18 protein-coding genes and 2 pseudogenes are annotated in these 17,999 nt (G+C 39.9%); 1 reads left to right on the top strand and 19 read right to left on the bottom strand.

What is annotated here, in order from left to right; genetic code table 11:
* The 15 genes and pseudogenes from B5E64_RS18125 to B5E64_RS02315 form a co-directional block, all read right to left on the bottom strand.
* A pseudogene (locus B5E64_RS18125) lies at nucleotides 1–322 on the bottom strand (transposase); the annotation flags it as partial.
* A 130-nt stretch (nucleotides 323–452) separates the two neighbouring features.
* A complete protein-coding gene (locus tag B5E64_RS02375) occupies nucleotides 453–725 on the bottom strand; it encodes a hypothetical protein (RefSeq protein WP_087166903.1) in 273 nt (90 codons plus the stop codon).
* A gap of 49 nt (nucleotides 726–774) precedes the next feature.
* A complete protein-coding gene (locus B5E64_RS18600; RefSeq protein WP_275532776.1) occupies nucleotides 775–897 on the bottom strand; it encodes a hypothetical protein in 123 nt (40 codons plus the stop codon).
* Nucleotides 898–974: 77 nt separating this feature from the next.
* Nucleotides 975–1,838 carry an AAA family ATPase gene (locus B5E64_RS18720; protein ID WP_087166902.1) on the bottom strand — a complete coding sequence of 288 codons (864 nt, stop codon included), beginning with the start codon at nucleotides 1,836–1,838 and terminating at the stop codon, nucleotides 975–977.
* Nucleotides 1,839–2,250: 412 nt separating this feature from the next.
* Nucleotides 2,251–2,640 carry a (deoxy)nucleoside triphosphate pyrophosphohydrolase gene (locus tag B5E64_RS02365; protein ID WP_087166901.1) on the bottom strand — a complete coding sequence of 130 codons (390 nt, stop codon included), beginning with the start codon at nucleotides 2,638–2,640 and terminating at the stop codon, nucleotides 2,251–2,253.
* Nucleotides 2,641–2,656: 16 nt separating this feature from the next.
* The gene (locus tag B5E64_RS02360) at nucleotides 2,657–5,602 is read right to left on the bottom strand and encodes a DUF3427 domain-containing protein (protein ID WP_087166900.1); all 2,946 of its coding nucleotides are present in this window, start codon (nucleotides 5,600–5,602) and stop codon (nucleotides 2,657–2,659) included.
* A 289-nt stretch (nucleotides 5,603–5,891) separates the two neighbouring features.
* Nucleotides 5,892–6,530, bottom strand: a complete 639-nt coding sequence (locus tag B5E64_RS02355; protein ID WP_087166899.1) for a hypothetical protein — start codon at nucleotides 6,528–6,530, stop codon at nucleotides 5,892–5,894.
* A 151-nt stretch (nucleotides 6,531–6,681) separates the two neighbouring features.
* Nucleotides 6,682–7,854, bottom strand: a complete 1,173-nt coding sequence (locus B5E64_RS02350; protein WP_242960060.1) for a 4-hydroxybutyrate dehydrogenase — start codon at nucleotides 7,852–7,854, stop codon at nucleotides 6,682–6,684.
* A 58-nt stretch (nucleotides 7,855–7,912) separates the two neighbouring features.
* Nucleotides 7,913–8,782: a hypothetical protein gene (locus B5E64_RS02345; RefSeq protein ID WP_140398807.1), complete on the bottom strand. Its 870-nt coding sequence runs from the start codon at nucleotides 8,780–8,782 to the stop codon at nucleotides 7,913–7,915.
* Nucleotides 8,769–9,923: a WYL domain-containing protein gene (locus B5E64_RS02340; protein WP_087166897.1), complete on the bottom strand. Its 1,155-nt coding sequence runs from the start codon at nucleotides 9,921–9,923 to the stop codon at nucleotides 8,769–8,771. Before B5E64_RS02340 ends, B5E64_RS02345 begins: the two co-directional genes overlap by 14 nt.
* Before the next feature lie 56 nt (nucleotides 9,924–9,979).
* Nucleotides 9,980–10,423 (bottom strand): hypothetical protein, encoded by a 444-nt coding sequence (locus tag B5E64_RS02335; RefSeq protein WP_087166896.1) that lies wholly within the window; start codon nucleotides 10,421–10,423, stop codon nucleotides 9,980–9,982.
* A 368-nt stretch (nucleotides 10,424–10,791) separates the two neighbouring features.
* Nucleotides 10,792–11,445, bottom strand: a complete 654-nt coding sequence (locus B5E64_RS02330; protein WP_087166895.1) for a phage head-tail adapter protein — start codon at nucleotides 11,443–11,445, stop codon at nucleotides 10,792–10,794.
* A gap of 136 nt (nucleotides 11,446–11,581) precedes the next feature.
* Nucleotides 11,582–12,409, bottom strand: a complete 828-nt coding sequence (locus tag B5E64_RS02325) for an anti sigma factor C-terminal domain-containing protein (protein WP_087166894.1) — start codon at nucleotides 12,407–12,409, stop codon at nucleotides 11,582–11,584.
* A gap of 58 nt (nucleotides 12,410–12,467) precedes the next feature.
* Nucleotides 12,468–12,767, bottom strand: a complete 300-nt coding sequence (locus B5E64_RS02320; protein ID WP_242960059.1) for an RNA polymerase sigma factor — start codon at nucleotides 12,765–12,767, stop codon at nucleotides 12,468–12,470.
* A 168-nt stretch (nucleotides 12,768–12,935) separates the two neighbouring features.
* A complete protein-coding gene (locus tag B5E64_RS02315; protein ID WP_087166893.1) occupies nucleotides 12,936–13,775 on the bottom strand; it encodes a MerR family transcriptional regulator in 840 nt (279 codons plus the stop codon).
* A gap of 285 nt (nucleotides 13,776–14,060) precedes the next feature.
* Here B5E64_RS02315 and B5E64_RS02310 point away from each other — a divergent pair, with 285 nt between their 5' ends.
* Complete coding sequence (locus tag B5E64_RS02310) at nucleotides 14,061–15,335, top strand: MFS transporter (RefSeq protein WP_087166892.1); 1,275 nt, start codon at nucleotides 14,061–14,063, stop codon at nucleotides 15,333–15,335.
* Between the two features lie 288 nt (nucleotides 15,336–15,623).
* Here B5E64_RS02310 and B5E64_RS18300 read toward each other — a convergent pair whose 3' ends face one another.
* From B5E64_RS18300 to B5E64_RS02290, 4 genes and pseudogenes are all read right to left on the bottom strand, one after another.
* A complete protein-coding gene (locus tag B5E64_RS18300) occupies nucleotides 15,624–15,755 on the bottom strand; it encodes a hypothetical protein (RefSeq protein ID WP_343284033.1) in 132 nt (43 codons plus the stop codon).
* Complete coding sequence (locus tag B5E64_RS02300) at nucleotides 15,752–16,057, bottom strand: type II toxin-antitoxin system RelB/DinJ family antitoxin (protein ID WP_087166891.1); 306 nt, start codon at nucleotides 16,055–16,057, stop codon at nucleotides 15,752–15,754. The genes B5E64_RS18300 and B5E64_RS02300 overlap by 4 nt, the downstream gene beginning before the upstream one ends.
* A gap of 409 nt (nucleotides 16,058–16,466) precedes the next feature.
* Nucleotides 16,467–17,009 (bottom strand): annotated as a pseudogene (locus B5E64_RS02295) (TIGR01457 family HAD-type hydrolase); the annotation flags it as partial.
* A gap of 156 nt (nucleotides 17,010–17,165) precedes the next feature.
* Nucleotides 17,166–17,966, bottom strand: coding sequence for an AraC family transcriptional regulator (locus tag B5E64_RS02290; RefSeq protein ID WP_087151638.1), 801 nt, complete (start codon nucleotides 17,964–17,966; stop codon nucleotides 17,166–17,168).
* Between the last annotated feature and the right edge of the window lie 33 nt (nucleotides 17,967–17,999).

Here is a 17,999-nt window from a genome sequence, read left to right as displayed (position 1 = left end):
CTTTGAGATCATTATTGACGATATCAGCAGCCAGAAGAGAAGTAAAACGGAGCCAGTTTGTTTTTGCCGAATTTAGGAACCGATAAAAAGTGTTCTTTGAAAAATCTTCCTTAAAAGAGCCAGTTCGCTGCTGCATATACATACTTCTTCCGACAAAAACGTTGCTGAGTTTGTAACGAAGGAGAGAAACAGGTGAAACGCCTTTTTCTTTCATCCCATTACATCTGGCAAGAAGCTTGCTGACATGATGCCTGGAAAAAAATCTTTGAACGCAATCAATTAACTCGTTCTCATCGCAATGGTTTTGTGGTATACTGGACATGGCATAAATCTCCTTTGTAAAAATGGTTTCTAGTCAATTCCATTATACCAAACGGAACAGGTTTATGCCTTTTTATTGGCTGAAATATTGAATTTTCAAGGTTCAACACACCGTATTGGTGTGGGAAGTTTTAGTTTCTTATTTTATTCAAACATCGGATAAGTACAGATGGTTCGGGAACCACCTCGTCTGTTTTTTCTATTTCTTTTTTCTTAGCATTTAATTCATACAAAGCTTCCAGACATATCCGGTAGCTTTCAAGTCTATTAAAACAAGCTTCTTTGTCCGGTTTCAGTGTTCTCCCTATTTCAAGAATAATTCCTTCCGAAATAGAATCTACTTGATCTATACATTCCTTTGAATATCCATATTTCTTTAACTCTTCTTCAAATTCCCACTTCATTTTCTGTCCTCATTAGTCTGCAAGATTTTAAATTAATTATGATCTAAATTCATAACTTCTTGTTCCTTCTCTCACAAGCAAGCCTTCTTTCTGCAACTCTTTTATAACTTTCTGAACCTTCTTTCGGCTCTTTTTTTGGCTCCTTTTCGTTTCTTCTTTCAAAACCTTTCATTTACAAACAATTCTGGCATATAGGAAATTTCTGTTATTATCTTTCTATCCTCTTTCCATTTTTAATATTGCCAATCTTTACATCACAATCTCACTATCAAAATACTGCTCTTGAAAATAAATTTGCTGCCTGATTTCCTCTTTTGTAAAAGCCATATTTTCAGGTACAACAACCCATTTTTCTTCCGCATCATCCTTTCTATGAACAACTGCGATAATCTTACCTGTAAATTTGTCGATAGCTCCATCCACACCTAATATATAAGCATCTTGTTCTTCTCCATCCGGCGACATGATACCTTCTACATAGCCGTAATTTATCGGATAATACATATCCTTATGTTCCGGGTGATAGCTTCCCAATGGTCTGTCAATCGTCACAGTCACTGTTCTTCCAATAACAGAATGAATTTCTGCTTGTACCGCTTTAAAGTTTTCTTCCAAGTCCGCTCCTCCATCCAAAACAATCTGTTTACAGAGTAATAATTTCTCCCATTCATCGTGTTTTGCCTTACTTCTCATATCTACACTTCCGGTATCATACTCTTGTGCCCATTGAATAAATTCCATATGATGTGTATACATATCACCGCCTGGCATTATACGCTTTCCAAACCTTTGCTTTTCTCGATTCTTTAATCTTTCAATCCTTGTTTCTGTATCCGTAACAAGCCGCACAACTAATGTAAACATTGGAATTAATTCATCTCCCCAGTCCACTAACGAACCGGAAATGACTACATTTTCATTTTCTGTAATATCTTTTTTCATCAATGCAAGCCGCTCTTCTCGGCTTCTTTTGGTGGTATATTGTGGATTGGTAGGTACCCAGAAGTAATCATCTGTATCCATAAATTTATATCCCAATTCTTCACTGATTTTTCTGCCTAGTGTACTTGTTCCAGATCCTGAAGCTCCATAAATATGTATTACATTTCTCATATTCCAGACACCACCTTATCTAAACCTGCTTTGAAATAAAATGTACTATTTATTTTCCTAGTTTAAGTATATATGGCACCAGCGCTAATGGATATACCTTTACGCACTTTTCTACAAATTTTTAATGCGTTTTAATGCGTGTGAAACGCATTAAAACGCATTAGAAACTCATTGAAAACTCATTAAATTACCTAGAGAAGCCTTTCACTTGCTACATATTTAGCATATCTACCCTTTCCACAAAGCACAATCATACCTTCAATCCGGACGCCTTTACCCAGGATTTGAATTCTGTATTAATGGATTCCCCTTTTTGAAGAATTTTTCAAAATCTGATTTAGTCACTGAATTACCACTCCCTCCATACTGTTCGAAAACGGTACAGCCTGCAACAGATTTCTGCCTTTCCGTTTTATTTCAAAAGCCGTTCGAGTTTTCCAATCAGTTCAACGTCTGCCGGAAGCCACTCCACACTGTAAAGCGTATCCTTCGACAGCCATTTTGCGGCTTCATGCTCTTTCAAAACCAAGTCTCCGCTTTTGATGGTACAGAGAAAACAGTCCATTGACAAATGAAAATCCGGATAATCGTACTCGACTGTATCAATCCATTCCCCGACTTCAATCTCCGTTTCCAGTTCTTCCCGGATTTCTCGTTTCAACGCTTCCTGCGGCGTTTCGCCCAGCTCGATCTTTCCTCCCGGGAACTCCCATCCATCTTTAAATTCACCGTATCCTCTCTGAGTTGCAAATATCTTTTCACCATCTTTGATGATGGCAGCTACTACTTTTATTGTTTTCATTGTCATCCTGCTTTCTTTATAGTTCACCTGAATTTACGATATAGTCATAAATATCACTGCGTACCGGCACATCAAGACGATACAAAATTTCAAAGGCATCGTCATTGGTAGAATCCATATGAATTGCTTTTGGCTGGCCCTCCGCAAATATTTCACCCAAAAAGTAAAATTCCTTTGCTTCGTTGTCATCTTTATTCTTTCTTACGAACAGAAAAATCCGATTGTCCTTCTCGCATTCTCCCACCTTGTAAATATGTACCGCGTCCATGGATGTCACCTTTCTTGGATGCTTTGACAAGGCAATTAACGTATTTTCGGAGACAAAACGGTCCTCGTATGCAATCGCATCTTCCGCTTTTTCGTAATTAATGAATACCGGCAATGTCTTTGTGGAAGCATCATAATAATATCCACCAATATTCTGGGCATTCAAATTTCGCTCCCAATTTAAAAGTCTGCACACATCTTCGTACGTATATTTCTGATATAACTGGAAATTTGTATCTTTATACGGCTGCGCATAATTCTCATCATATCGGTCAATTCCAAAATCAATCAGTTCCTGGATCATTTCCCGAAATACTGGATTTTGCAGATCCTGATTGAAAGAATCCGAAAGCCGATAATCACCATTTTCCAGTTTTTCAATCAAAACACAATCTGAATATTTTTCACGCTCTGCTTCTTTTGGAAACTGATTGGTCAAATTGCGGACTACCGATCGTTCCACCTCGTCCGATAATGGAAGCTGATATTCTTTTCTAAGTACGCGATCATAATATTTAAGAATCCGGTTCTGCTCTCGGATCAGATTTTTCAAAAGGATCAGCTCATGGACCCGCTTGTACAAAACTATTTTTCTCGAAAAATATTCCACGACCTTCTGCTCTTTTTCTGTCAGTTCCACCTGATAGTCTTTTTCATATTTCTTCAAAAATTGATAGTAAGATCCAAACTTATCGAATATCTTGGTAATGTCAATGGAACCGTATTCTTTAAACTCCCGAATTGTCGGAATTCGCCCCAGTTTATATTTCAGCGCCTGATAGGATTCCTTTAAAAGCTTCACGTCATTCGTCCGGGCGGCATCAATCGAGGCATAAATCCGCTTTCTGGAAATCGCATCAAAATGAATGGTAGAACTTCCCGGGATGACACGTGTTCCTTCCTGTACATAACGCCGCATTACGTCTTTATTGTAGCTTCGGTCACCGGACAGCGCAATCGGAATCATAAAATTATTCATATAATTTCCGATAAAGTCCAGGATCACCACATACTCTTTTCCTTCGCTTTTTCTCAGTCCCCTGCCTAATTGCTGAATAAAGACAACCGGCGACTCCGTTGGTCTCAGCATGATAACCTGGTTAATTTCCGGCACATCCACCCCTTCATTAAAAATATCGACAGTAAAAATATAATCAATCTGCTGCGACTCATCCACATCATCTGTCAGTCCGTGGATCACCTGCTCTCGCCTGTCCTGACTGTCTTCACCCGTCAAAACCTCCGTCCGATATCCCCGCCGATTGAATTTTCGGGACAATTCCTTCGCCTCATCCTTTCGGCTACAAAATACAAGTCCTCTGACACGGTCGCCGCTATATCCATAGTACTCTGCTTTTTCGATGACATAATTCGCCCGATCGTCCGATACCAGTTTTGCAAAATTACGGATTCCCGTGTTGTCGTCAAATACTTCTCCATCCACTTCCAGATCCGTAATTCCAAAGTAGTGGAATGGACATAACAAGTCTTCTTCCAAAGCCTGCTGCAAACGAATTTCATATGCAATATTGTGATCAAAAATCGAGTACACATCGTACTGATTTGTATCCGGGCTGGCCGTCATTCCAAGCCAGAACTTTGGCTCAAAATATCGCAAAATCCGTTGATAGCTTTCTGCCCCGGCATGGTGACACTCGTCCAGAATAATGACATCAAATTCCTGCGGTTCAAATTTGGTATAAATCTCCTCTTTTGACATCATCTGCATGGTAGCAAACAGAAACTCTGCATCCAGTTCCTTTCGCGAACCTGATAAGAGCCCGTATGTTCTGGAATTTCCAAACACTTTCCTGTAGCTTTTGATCGTCTGCTTTGCGATCTGTTCCCTGTGTACCAAAAATAATACTCTTCGCGGATTCATTTCCCTCAGAGCAAACGCAGAGGCATAAGTCTTTCCGGTTCCCGTTGCACTCAAAAGCAAGGCTCTCTTGATTCCTCTATGCCACATTTCCATGACATGTTCTACGAACACAGCCTGCATCTTGTTGGGTTGTAATGTATATTGATCCAGCTCCACAATCTGCTCTTTTAACGCCTGCTGTTTTTGTTCTCTGATAAGTTTATTCTTCATATATTTCTCTGTATAATCCGAAATAAACTCATCATAAGACTGCGACTGCGGGTCATTCCACAAATCCTGGAATTCCTCAAGTACTTCTCGTGTATATTCCCCATTGATTGTCGAAACAATCTTGGTATTCCACTCCTTGCTTCTCGTAATCGCGCTCAACGTCATATTGGAACTACCGATAATCATCCGGTAAATCTCTTCTTTTTTGAAGATGTATCCCTTGGTGTGGAATCCCTTGCTCTGGGATTTAATACGAAACATCTTCAATTCTATATTTTTCAGTTCCGCCAACTTTTTCAAGGCTTCCGGTTCACTAAACATCAGATAGTCCGTCGTGAGAAATTTCCCGGGAATTCCCTTTTTCTCCAGCTCTTCCAACGTTTGAAGCAATGGTGTGATCCCACTCTTTGTAACAAAGGCAACACTGATCTGAAATTCATCACATTCTGACAGTTCTCGCTCAATAGAAACCAGCACCTTTTTCCCAAGCTTCGGATTATTGGAAACAAATTCCGGGCGATATGCAAGATTGGAATGATTGCCCGCATCCAGGAAAGCGGTCGTATAGCCTTGTAAAAGTAACTCTGTCTGGTTGATTTTCATTTGTGACCTCGTAAATTCTGTTTTGATCTTTGTGATATAATTTTAGTATAACACACGGCGAATTCAATTGGAAATTCTCATGACAAATTGATCGCTGAATTGTATACTGTAGGTAACTGGAGCTTTATTCAGATATGATTTGATAGATTGATCTGTGATGCTTAATTTTACCAAACAGCTATAGGCAAGTCTATTTTTATGGAAAAGCTGAAAGCGTTGCGTGGTAAAAACAGCAGATAACCGTTACGATTACCTGCCATTTTTCTCTCCATGCGACTTCCCGCATATTTTATATATTCCACAAACTTCCATCCGGCATCAGATAGAGATTTCCCTTTTCTACGCAAAGTTCTTCCCCAGTCTCCATATCTATCGTCACTACATATTCATGATAAACCGGATCTTCCACCCACCGCGAAAGAAACAGCACATTGCCGTCCCTGCAGATCATGCTTTCGTTGTCCCCGATCGGGAACTTCTTTTTTACCGGCCAGATTGCCTCATATTCGTTATGCGTCTGCCTTCCCAATATCCACGGAGTCATCTCCAGTTTCAGATTATAACAGTCCTCCACTTCATCCAGATCCATGGAATGCAGGATCTCCGGCTTTGCCCCGGGAATATAAGTGTAGATTAGAATTTTCCGCAAAGAAAAATCTACCGCCAGAATTCCAAAACGATCTTTGTCCCAAACCGGATTTTCATAATAGACATGCTTCTTTGTGGGGAAGGGATGATACACTGCCCCGTCAGGATAATGAAAAAAATAAGGGCAATTACCCGGAAATTCTTTTCCTTCTTTCTCCATAATTTCCGCATCAAACAGATCGCATACATCTTCCTCAAAGGCAACTCCCAGATACCATTCCTCTGAACCTTCCACACGTTCCACATACATCTCGGGAGTCATGAATTTTTTTATTCTCATAGGATACTTCTCCTTTCTCATGCCATTCATCCTCAAATTTGCTTCATACTAGCATGGCACGATTCGGCCCTCAAGGAAGAGATCTGTAATTATTTCTTAATGTTTTTAAAAACTCCATATCCTATACTTTTTCTATTTGTTTTTCATCCCCCTAATAAAGTTTTCGATAAATCTTTTCCAGATCGTCAGCCCCGAATTTCACATAACTCTGCCCCAGCAAACGCTGCTGCGATTTCTCCACACTCTCGGCAAAGCTTCGGATTTCTTCTTCTTTCATGCCGTATTTGTGAAGCGGTGTCCTCTGAATCAGTCCATCCAGCAATTTTTCAATCTCCTTGTAAACCATATCAGGTTCACACGAAAAAATATCCGCCAGAAATGTATTCAGTTCCCGGATTCCTCCATCTGGATTTGTTTCCTGATATGCCTGGAATACCGCTGTTAGGAACTGATAGTTGGCCTCTCCGTGTGTCACATGGTAAGTTCCGCTAAGCGGATAAGACATCGCATGCACCGTTCCCGTCCCGGCAATGGCAAAGGAAATGCCTGCAAGATCACTGGCTATCAGAAAGTCTTCAAACAATTCCTCTCTGCTGTCTGGTCCTTTCTCTTCCAACATACGGAAGCCCTTGAGAAAAATCTGCATAGCCTCTTTTGCAAACATCCGTGTATACAATGTACTTTTCGGCGATACATAGGACTCGATAGCATGGATCAGGGCATCAATCGCACTCGTTACAAAAAAGTGCCATGGCAGTTTCCCGAGAAGTTCCGGAATAAGCACCGCCTGATCCGGATACATCTCCTCACCGGCCAGTCCCAGCTTTGTCTGAAGAGCTGTCATCTCCGCAATAGATACATTTGACACCTCCGCACCAGCCCCACAGGTCGTCGGCACAGCAACCAAGGTCCGTATCTTTCTGACCGGCACCTTCCTTTGATAATATTCCGCAGCTTTTGCCTCTCCATCCAGCACCAGGATCTTTGCCATATCAATCACTGCTCCGCCGCCGATCGCAATAACCCTTTTACAATCCGTTCTTCTGAAATCTTTTAACAGAGCATCCACCATCAGATCTGTAGGTTCGCCCTGTCCGTATTCGCTTTTAAAATGTACAACAGCACCGCTTGATCGAAGTTCTTGAAAATAAGTCTCAAATACTGACTGACTCGTAAAAACAAAGTCTCCTTCTCCAATCTGAAACTCCTTTATAAATTCACTCGCTTTTTGATATTTGTATACTTCCGTAATTTCCTGAAATAATTTCATCCTCTGCTCTCCTTCCAAATAGTCCAGTCCGGCAATCCCTGATTCCCGTTTCATCTGGTCATCTTTTAATCTATTTTTGATATATTCTCATTTTATCACAAAACACGGTCAGCTACACAGACAGCTTCTTTAACATACTCTCCGTCCTTTTCTCTATCAGAAAAATACAATTATTAATATACTGTCTGTACGCCGCTTTCGCTTCATCCTCCTGAAGGTTCAGGCCAAATTGTCTCCCCGGTAAATAGCAGTTGTTTTTTGTACTGATCTTGTATTGATTGATACGCCGGCATTCTTCTTTTACCAGCTCATAACATCCTTCCCTGCAGTTGGATATGGACAGGGAGATGACGTCATAGTTCCCATTCACATAATCATTGAGCAGGAAGAAATCAATAAAGTTTGAAAACCCTTTCCATCCTCTTCCAAATAATTCGAACCATTCTTTTTCTTCACAGATCTCCTGCCACAAAGACTGTTTATGGCTGGATACCCCTTCAAACCCACATTCATAGGCATTCTTGATTTCATCCAGACACAAATCGATCCTGTCATAGATACCTTTTCCGCCTTTCGTTGTGTTGATGGAAGGAGTCTTTCTCAACCAAAGCATATGCCCTCCGAGAAGTCTGGTCCTCTTCAATCCCTCTCCGATCTCCCTGTCTGTAAATCCATATTCCAGTCTGGCCCAGTTCCAGGAAGGTCCGATGTAATCCGATCCGTATCTACGACCTTTCGCATCCGTAAGTTCCGTCTCCTCTGTTTTTGAAAATATCAACTCATTTTCCGCGTAATTCGTTTTTCCGCCAAACACTTTTGCCAGATCTTCATATAATCTATGACTCCGGCAATCCGGATCCAGGCTCTTCCTGCCACAATCCTTATCATAGCAATATTTTTCGGGATCAAATGCTCCTTTATTTTTCATTTCCAGAACATCATCAATATAGCAATAAGCCCTGTTCATCTTAATTTTCTCCATATTTTTCATATAATCTCCTGGCTTTCTCCGCCACCTGGCGTCTGATACTCTCCGGTTCCAGAACTTCCACCCGGTCACTATATTGAAGTGCCCAGTTCACCATTGCAAACGGGCTGCACATTACCTCCACAATATCACTCTTTCCCACGAATCGGAATGTATCTCCAAACCAGTCGTGAAGGAAAGTATAGTCTGCCTTTTCCCGCACTCTTGTTATCTTCAATCTGATTTTTACCGGCTCGTCAAAAGCCATGTTAAGGTGTGAAAGATGAAAGTCTTCACTCCATTGCTTTGGAAGATTTTCCACGCTCTCTTTTTTCAATGCCGGAATTCCTGGAATTCCAAGCTTTTCATCACGTCCCGGTATCTCCATTTCTCCCATCAAATCCACTCTCCAGATAGACATATTCCGGACAATTTCTCCGTTGATCGTCACCTCTTTACATGCCAGAAGATAATATTTTCCTCCATTTGCAACAAGGTAATACGGGCTCACTGTATCTTTCTCTTTCCTGACAGGTTCCAGTTCCTTTCTCCTGTTGTAGCCATAAAACCGAAATCTGATCTGCACTCTCTCCTCAATCGCCTGCTGGATCAGCTTGAGATTCTCCCGCATTCTCCCCTTTTCCGTAAGCTGCGGCTCATTCACTCTGCAGATCTGTTTTGCTCCCTTGGGATAAAATTTTGTGGTAAGATGGCTCTCTATCTTTTCTATGAGTTTCTCCCCGTCTTCAGGTGTCATTGTCTTTGAAAATAAAATGCCTTCTATCAGACTGTTGATCTCGTCGTAAGAAAATATATGATGATAGTACAATCCCCGGATCGGCATCCGCTGGGTACCCTCTTCATCTTCTTCCTCAGTTCCTTCGCTCCCATATCGCTTGGCAAAGGCGTCAAAAACAATACGCCATTCTTCCTCCGGATTTATCCTTTCGTTACTGTCCGAATTCATGGCATTTGCCATATTCACTATAGTATCATTAAATGTTTCCTTGTTCCCGATATATTGCTTCAAATACTCAATCTTTCTCAGATCTGACTGCTTCACCTTATGCTCCTGATCCGTATTCTTTTTCAGATACTCAAGTATTCTGTAGGATCTCTCATATTTGGATGGTTTATTTGAATACCGCTCTGCCATACACCATTTCCTTTCAAACTACAGGGCAAGGGCATTTAGCCCCGCCCCCTTTTCTTTTATCTTAATATAAACTGATAATGATGTACAACGATATTCTCTTTCTTTTCCTCAAGAGGGAAAATCCAACGAATCAGCAGATCTGCTTTCTCCTGCGGTTCAAGCCATTCCGGATGCTCAGCTACCTGCTCTCTAAAATCTTTATTCCAGATAACGGCATCCTCTCTCGGGTATTTCCCTTTCCTGTCATACATCGTCACTTCATATTCACTGTTGTAGATCTCAACCAGTATCTTTAGCCCGGTATGTTCGTAAAACTTCTGAAGTTCTGTCGGATGAAAGCTTTCCGGAATGATTTCTAAAAGATTCTGCACTTCAGGGATATATCTGTTCTTCATCAACTCAATAAATCGCAGATGCTTTCCATTTCTTGCATCCAGTTTCAGATAATCTTCGACAGCCTGAAAATGATTGATCAGTATGTTTTTCTGCGGTAAACCCATAAAAGCACCTCTTTCTTGATTCTCATGAATCACATATTCTCTTTTCCATGTACGTTACGCTTTTCATTATACAAAGTAAATGGGCGGAAAAATCCGCCCATTTAACATTTTTTCACTATTTTAACCTCTCCACTTTTATTCACTCTTTCCCGTGTCAATAATCTTTTGTAAGTTAAATCCATGCCAATCGCTCCCAGTGGAGTGGTAATCAGAATTGCCAGTACTACAACTAACAGCATAAGTCAGATCAGCAAAAATGCGATGAAAAAGCAGTATATAAAATTCTTCTGGTGATTACGGATCAGAGTAAGAAGATTAATGTATCTTCTCCAAAGATTCCATAAAATAACCTCCCTTCAATTAAATGTCTATTGTATCTTATTTTTTATACGCAAACAGGCTTCTGTGTGCATAATCCAATGTCTGGAGAACGGCATTTGAATTAGTCCACGAATATCTTTATTGCACCAATAATCAATCAGCCAATTTGCTTTTTCATCTTCCTTTACCACCTTCAACGATTTCAGGTATTCTTTTCTTTCTATCGAAATTTTCCTTTTTAATTCATCATAAGATAACTGTTCAAGCATTTTTTCTGTGCTTTCCCGCACTTCAAAAATATATGAATATAATTCTTCCAGATTCAGCTGTTTTGAAAAATCTGCAATCTGCTGTTTCACGAGTTCATTTCCTGTTGTAATGATGGGCGAATTGATACGCTTTTGATAATTTCCCACAAAAAATACTTGTTCATCTTCCTTTATCACCGAATGTGCTACGATATCTTCAATACGGAAAATATGCCAGATCGAATAAGCGATCGTCTTACTATGATAGCCATCAGCATTAATGAACGGGATCGAGTTAAAATCTTCTCTGCGTAGTTCCTCTTTTAAAGATACTAAGGTTTGCATTAACTGACTTCGTAAACTGAACAAAGTATCAACCCCCATCTTATATGTATCTTTCTTTTTAATTTGTCCCTGCATTGTTTTATTAAGTTCAGACCATTCTTTATTCATGTTCTATTTACTCCTTTTCTATTATTTTACCAAGATTGAAACAAGAGTAACAAGATTAATTTTTCTATAATTGAAAAGCACTTGGGCAAGGAGTCATAAATAACTCCTTGCCCTTCATTTTGTCTTTCATTCTGAATTATCTCAATTCACTCACTTCTATTGCATAAATTTCCGACCACTCATTCATTTTTAGCAATTCTTCCTTTTTCGCAATTCCCGAATACCCATAAATAAGCATTCCATTCTCTTCGATATACTCTGCTGCCTCTTTGTATATTTCAGAAGTCTCATTCATCATTTTTAAAAATGCTTCTTGTTCTCCCATATATCTCAGCATACTTTCAAAATGGGTCTGCATAACCTCTGTATTCTCAATTTTATTCTCCAAAGGCTGCGTTTCTTCGTCATGATTCCATATAATCATCTCTGGATATTCCTTTGTGTCCCATCCCAGATTACATGAACGTAACAATTCGCACTCAATGCCCAGATTTTGAATTCTTCCTCCAGTATATACGGCGCACCAGTTAGCATATGAATTCTTTTCCTTTTTAAATTTAACAAATTCATTGTAATCGACCATTTTATCCAATGTTGCATAAAAAACATACTTTACATTTTCTTCTAAGCCTTGAAGAGCTTCTGTGGCCTGTTCTCTGGTTCCACCTGAGAAAAACATCTCTTTGCCCGCTGCCTCTATCTCACGAAGCGATTGTTCTTTCAAATCCTCTAACTGAAACCAGGCAAATACATTATCGTGAGGTGGATTTAGCAAATTCATATCATAAAGATTCAAATTTCCTTTATTCAAGGCACCTGCAATATTCGTAAATTTCCCATTATAGGAAACATTTTGATAAATGTTGATATCATAATTTCCATAACCTTTATCTCGTACTACAACATTATCCCGAACATATCCTGGAATTTTTAATTCTGTATACACCCTGAGATCCAAACTCATTTGATTTGTATTTTCAAATATCTCCTTTCCCGGGTCATAATAAAACAATGAAACAATGTTAGGAAATATATTCTTCTAGAAATTCGTCAACCTCTAATTTAGAAATCTTCTTCAAATATTCCTCATCACAAATTTCCCGCCTGTTTCGTTTATACAAATTGTAAAAAAGATTTCTTGCGACTTTATACAACCATGCCCGCATATTTGTGTGATATTCCGGTAATGCCAGGATTGCTTTTAAGAAAGTTTCTTGTAATAAGTCTTCTGCCAACTCTTTTTGCTGGCACATAGAATACAAATACAAAAACAATTCTTTTCCATACTGATGATATAATTGTTTTATCATTTTTTCTTCCAAGCATCTCACCTCTTTTTCATAACTTAATCCTATCTACCCATATAACAAATTAAATGTCAATATGTTACACATAAAAAGAGAAGGCCGCTCCATCATCTGATTTGGATGACTTTACGACCCTCTCTACGCTTTGGACTCCATCATTTATATCCCATAAATTGGTCAGTGCTAAACTTCCATTGTACCTGAATTCTTTTTAGCAAGCCCTCTTATCAATACGCCAATCAATACGACTGTATCTACAACTAACATTGCTATAATATTTTTTACTATTCCATAAATAAAAAGTATAGAAAAAAGTTCCACTGATAAAGCAAGGAAGCACATATAGATTGTTAAATACTCTGTCATAACCTCACAATAAAAATTCATCTGCAATTTTCCGTAAATAATCGGCCTGACAAAATAACGGATTACAATACACGCTATCGGATAAGCAAAAATAAATTTCTTGTCCACCAATGAGGACACTGCCCCATCGCTCCACTGTACAGGAATTTTCGGCGGCAACTTTGTGTAAAACAATAAAGCTATCAATAAGCATACTACCGTAATTATTGTCCATGTAACAAAGCTCCCCCATATATACAAAAAGCTAACCGAATCCAATTTGAACACAGGCTTATTATCACTCCAATATTTCTCTAATTCTGCCACATACTGTTCTACTTTTAAGTCACTATACTCTATAGTTTCTTCGTCAAGCATTTTTTCACACAGTTTTTTTGCTCTGTTTAATTCACTAATCTGACCTCTTAGTATTTTATTTTGTTTTTGGATCACTTCCCGTAATGATACGTTTTCTGATATAATACTTCGTATATCCTCAATAGAAATTCCCAATGTTCTAAGATATGCAATCTTTTTAAGATTCTCTATATCGCTATTGGAATAGTCTCTATAACCGTTTCTTTCATTTCTTACAGGAACAATCAGTTTTTCTTTTTCATAAAAGCGTACATTTGAACGTGATAACCCTGTCAGTTTTTCAACCTCTTTTATTGTCATATCATGCACCTCTTCTCAAGCACCTATATTCTATTTTTGAATATAAACTATAAACAGGGTTTACAGTCAAGCAGAACTTGCAGCAATCAACACCTTAAGCTCTGAAGAACTACATTGTTTTATTAAGTTTACACCATTCTTTATTCATGTTCTATTCCTTCTCAAATTGCATATTCTCGAATCTGCCCTCCCTTTATTTACCGAAAAAAACTTGAATCCTATTTTCGATTTCAGAACGATATGATAGAATGGGGAGGAAATTGAGAGAATACGGGGAGAATATATATGAATCTGAAAGCAAAACTGGAAAAACTCAGGGAACACCCATTGGTTCAGGTCTTGGAAAATAATCCTGGAAACCCGCGCACACTGGCATTGATCGAGCCCTTATGGGGCATTCCTTACAATCTGATCGCACCGTTTGCCACGCTGTACATGTACACCCAGGGCATCACAGACGTGCAGATCGGTCTGATTCTATCCATCGCCATGGTGTTTCAAGTGTTTTTCTCATTTTCCGGTGGCATCCTGACCGATAAAGTCGGTAGAAAATTCACCACCATGATGGGCGACTTCTTTGGTTGGGCACTGGCTTGTCTCGTATGGGCTATATCCGACAACTTCTGGCTGTTTTTACTCGCTGCCGTCCTGAACTGTTTTGAGCAGATCAACCAGACCGCGTGGTACTGTCTGCTGATCGAGGACGCACGCTCAAAAGACCTTGTCAATATCTACACCTGGGTGAGCATCGGCGGTCTGGTGTCCATCTTCTTTGCACCGCTTTCCGGCTTGTTTGTCAATGCCTATTCGGTAGTACCGGTTGTGCGTGTTCTGTATCTGCTTTTCACCGTGTCGATGATCATCAAAATGCTCATCACCTTGAAATTCTGCAGGGAAACAAAGCAGGGGAAAATCCGACGTGCCGAAACCAAGGGTGTTTCCGTTTTCCAAATGCTCGGCGAATATCGGCAACTGATTCCTTACCTTCTGAAGGACAAGGGCGCTCTGAAGGCCGTTGCCGTTTCGGTCCTGCTGTATATCAGCAATATGGTAAACACCAACTTTTTCGGGCTGTATGTAACCCAAAGGCTCGGGCTTTCTGAAAACTACCTGGCCGTGTTTCCGATTTTAAACGCTGCCGTCATGCTTGTCTTTATGGTCGGTATCCAACACCGTATGAGCGTTGCAAAATTCAAGGTTCCGCTGTGGACCGGGCTCGTTCTGTACTGTGCAGCTGCTCTGGTGTTGATTCTCTCTCCTGTCAACAGTTTGGTGCCTGTTCTTGTCTACGTATTCACTGCTGCCGTTGCCGCCGCATTGGTGAATCCGCGCAAGGATGCACTGCTCCAGCTCAGCATCAACGCACAGGAGCGCGCGCGCCTGAACGCTCTGATCATGGCCTCAACCATTGCACTCTCCTCTCCGTTCGGCTACCTGGCCGGATGGCTTTCCAGCCTGGACCGCCGTCTGCCCTTTATATTTACCATCGCGCTGTTCATTCTGGCGATGTTGGTCATCGGCCACATTCAGGATCCCCAAACAGAGGAAGCACGCGCCTGAATAAAACGACTGCATCCTCCATTTGTCGGGAAAATAAATTTAACAAACTCAGACAAACAGAGAGCCGGAAAGTCCGCTGTTTATGCGTCTTCCCGGCTTTCTGTTTACTATTCGCCACCAACATATAACATAATTGTTAAATGCCAAGTTGACTTTTATGGGTTTTTATATTCGTAATATCCTTATTTTACTCATTATCCATGGTTTCCGACCAAACAGGTATCATACGGGTATCACGAATATTTCTCCTTAATCGCCCTATCTACATGGTGCTAACACCATGTAATTCTATCCAATAATACGATTATATTGACCCATAGCATTCTCCGCTGCCAAAAGAACATCTGCTATATAATCATAGATCCCTTCCATATCGTCAAGAGCTGTCTGGGTAATTTCTACAATCCGTTTCCCCATCACCTATGAGTCTCCCTAAACTTTTTGAATGCTTCTGCAGCGTTCTCTGTCCTTCCGGCTCTGTAATCATCATAACCTTTCTGAAGCTTCGCATGAAGAGCCGCATCTGTCATCTGAGAGGCATCTATATCTGCCGGTGCCTTTGGAAGCGTAACGGAAAACGGAATCCCTCCAACTAAAACTACTTGATTCAGGAACATATCGACAGCCGTTGACATTGGTATGCCCAGACGCGAAAGAACTGTCTCTGCCTCTGATTTTAATGTGGGATTAATCCGTAGATTAAGTGTTGCTGATTTCTCCATAATGTCACCTCCGTTTATGCTTTAATTGTAACGTCTTCGTCGTTACGTGTCAATAATGAGTTGTAGAATAGTTTAATACTATTTCTTCTTTAGCCCATATCGACTATAACCTCTGTATATTCTTAACTTCCTGACTTTTTCTCACTCAAACTCGGCGTGTTTCCCGATGTTATTAACTATATTTGTTTAGGTTTTGTGTGGATTCATGCCGATATTTACTTCTATTACATCAGTTATTTTGGTTTACTGATTTTCTGTTGCCAAAATGTTGCCACGCCTTTATTATAGCAAATTCTTGCAGATTGACACCCTATTTTTGAATGTTACGCAATAAAAGCCCGTTTTCAGGGCGATAGGCATAAAATATCACCTATGTTCCTATTGCATCTGTAAGGTCTTCAAATATAAGGCTTGCCATTTCTATAGGTGCAACCAATGCACGACAAGCAGGAGCAATGCCGTTCTCAATCGGTCCGGAAACATCTGAGTTTGCTCCGATCAGCTTTGCACCTTTCAGAACCAAATTCGTTGCTTTTGTTAATGTATCCAATGAATAGGATCGTCCCTCTCCCACAACAACATAATCCGGATTCACATCATTCATTGTGATACCTACATCATAAAGTGCATTTAACAGACCGGCTTCTCCTATCACAAATGCTGAACATCCTGCCGCCTGTTCTTTTAAAAAAGCTGCTGTTGCCAATGCACTGGTATAAAAATGTTCTTCCGGCACATCAAGTCCCATCCTTGCCAGTTTCTGATTTAATTCCCGTGGTGTATACCCGCTATTATTTGTCAAAAATAAGTATTCCTTCTTTTCATCATGTAACCACTGAATGAATTCTGGAACACCTGGCAATATCTGATTGCCATGATAAATCACACCATCCATATCGCAGATAAACCTTTTTTTCTCGTTAAAATCAATTATGGAATTTCCCATATTCATATATGCCCTGCCTTTCTTTTTCTTTAGAGTACGCCTTGTTCTTTTACTTCTGAAAAATCTATTTTCTACGACCATTGTAATATCGTATCATACGCACATAAAATCAAATACATAACGGCGTGAAATCAAAGTAAATTATTCTATCAGCAGAACCTTTTATGACAATATATCTTTTACACATGTACTCCGATAGTCACTAGGCGATATTTTATATCTTTCCTTAAATACCCGGTTAAATGTTCTCTGACTTTCAAAGCCACTATCCAGGCAAATATTTGTAATAGAATCACTCGTATTTTCCAAACGATGACATGCGTAGTTGAGCCTTGCATCGTTAAGATACTGGTTGAAATTCCTATGAAATGTTTTGGAAAAGAGTCTGGATAAGACATATTTGCTTACTCCAAGGTCTTTCGCCATCTCTTCCAGTGAAAGCTTCTTTTTGAAATTTGCTGATATATAGGAAACCGTCTGGTAAATAAGGTCATTGCTCCCCACATGGCTCTTCTCTACCAGATTCAGTTTTCCTATGCAGCGTGCCAACACAATTTGAAGATAAGCCTGTGCGACTGTAATATCCGACTGTTCTGTCTCTAAGATCGCATTGATAACCCTATATACCTCCGGCTCAACCTTTTCCGCTTTGATAACTGGATATTCAGGAGCCATGGACTGCATGATATCTGCAAATTTACCAATCGTAAAGGGCGATGCGATCAGATAAGTCGCTTTATTTACACCGGGTGTCAGTACCTGATAGTGATGAATAATATCCGGAAATACAAAGCCTATATCTCCTTTTTCCATATGGTAAAGTTCCTGTCCGACACCAAGCTCTAATGTTCCACTTGTTACACAAACAATCTCCAGTGCATTATGAAGATGTGGTTCAATATGTTTTGACTTTTTATTTACTGCTATGATCTCCTCTTTTGTGTCAACATATTTTAACTGCATGAAATACTCCCCTTTGCAACATTTGTCTATATC

The organism is Drancourtella sp. An12, from assembly GCF_002160935.1.
Lineage (GTDB): Bacteria > Bacillota > Clostridia > Lachnospirales > Lachnospiraceae > Sellimonas > Sellimonas catena.
The sequence above is the reverse complement of the archived record's forward strand: the minus strand, read 5'-3'. Positions and strand labels throughout refer to the sequence as shown.

Excerpts from the sequence above, each read along its gene's own strand:
- B5E64_RS02375 (WP_087166903.1), bottom strand. The coding sequence starts at position 725 with ATGAAGTGGGAATTTGAAGAAGAGTTAAAGAAATATGGATATTCAAAG.
- B5E64_RS18600 (WP_275532776.1), bottom strand. The coding sequence starts at position 897 with ATGAAAGGTTTTGAAAGAAGAAACGAAAAGGAGCCAAAAAAAGAGCCG.
- B5E64_RS18720 (WP_087166902.1), bottom strand. The coding sequence starts at position 1,838 with ATGAGAAATGTAATACATATTTATGGAGCTTCAGGATCTGGAACAAGT.
- B5E64_RS02365 (WP_087166901.1), bottom strand. The coding sequence starts at position 2,640 with ATGAAAACAATAAAAGTAGTAGCTGCCATCATCAAAGATGGTGAAAAG.
- B5E64_RS02360 (WP_087166900.1), bottom strand. The coding sequence starts at position 5,602 with ATGAAAATCAACCAGACAGAGTTACTTTTACAAGGCTATACGACCGCT.
- B5E64_RS02355 (WP_087166899.1), bottom strand. The coding sequence starts at position 6,530 with ATGAGAATAAAAAAATTCATGACTCCCGAGATGTATGTGGAACGTGTG.
- B5E64_RS02350 (WP_242960060.1), bottom strand. The coding sequence starts at position 7,854 with ATGAAACGGGAATCAGGGATTGCCGGACTGGACTATTTGGAAGGAGAG.
- B5E64_RS02345 (WP_140398807.1), bottom strand. The coding sequence starts at position 8,782 with ATGGAGAAAATTAAGATGAACAGGGCTTATTGCTATATTGATGATGTT.
- B5E64_RS02340 (WP_087166897.1), bottom strand. The coding sequence starts at position 9,923 with ATGGCAGAGCGGTATTCAAATAAACCATCCAAATATGAGAGATCCTAC.
- B5E64_RS02335 (WP_087166896.1), bottom strand. The coding sequence starts at position 10,423 with ATGGGTTTACCGCAGAAAAACATACTGATCAATCATTTTCAGGCTGTC.
- B5E64_RS02330 (WP_087166895.1), bottom strand. The coding sequence starts at position 11,445 with ATGAATAAAGAATGGTCTGAACTTAATAAAACAATGCAGGGACAAATT.
- B5E64_RS02325 (WP_087166894.1), bottom strand. The coding sequence starts at position 12,409 with ATGAGTTTGGATCTCAGGGTGTATACAGAATTAAAAATTCCAGGATAT.
- B5E64_RS02315 (WP_087166893.1), bottom strand. The coding sequence starts at position 13,775 with ATGACAATAAAAGAGGTTGAAAAACTGACAGGGTTATCACGTTCAAAT.
- B5E64_RS02310 (WP_087166892.1), top strand. The coding sequence starts at position 14,061 with ATGAATCTGAAAGCAAAACTGGAAAAACTCAGGGAACACCCATTGGTT.
- B5E64_RS02300 (WP_087166891.1), bottom strand. The coding sequence starts at position 16,057 with ATGGAGAAATCAGCAACACTTAATCTACGGATTAATCCCACATTAAAA.
- B5E64_RS02290 (WP_087151638.1), bottom strand. The coding sequence starts at position 17,966 with ATGCAGTTAAAATATGTTGACACAAAAGAGGAGATCATAGCAGTAAAT.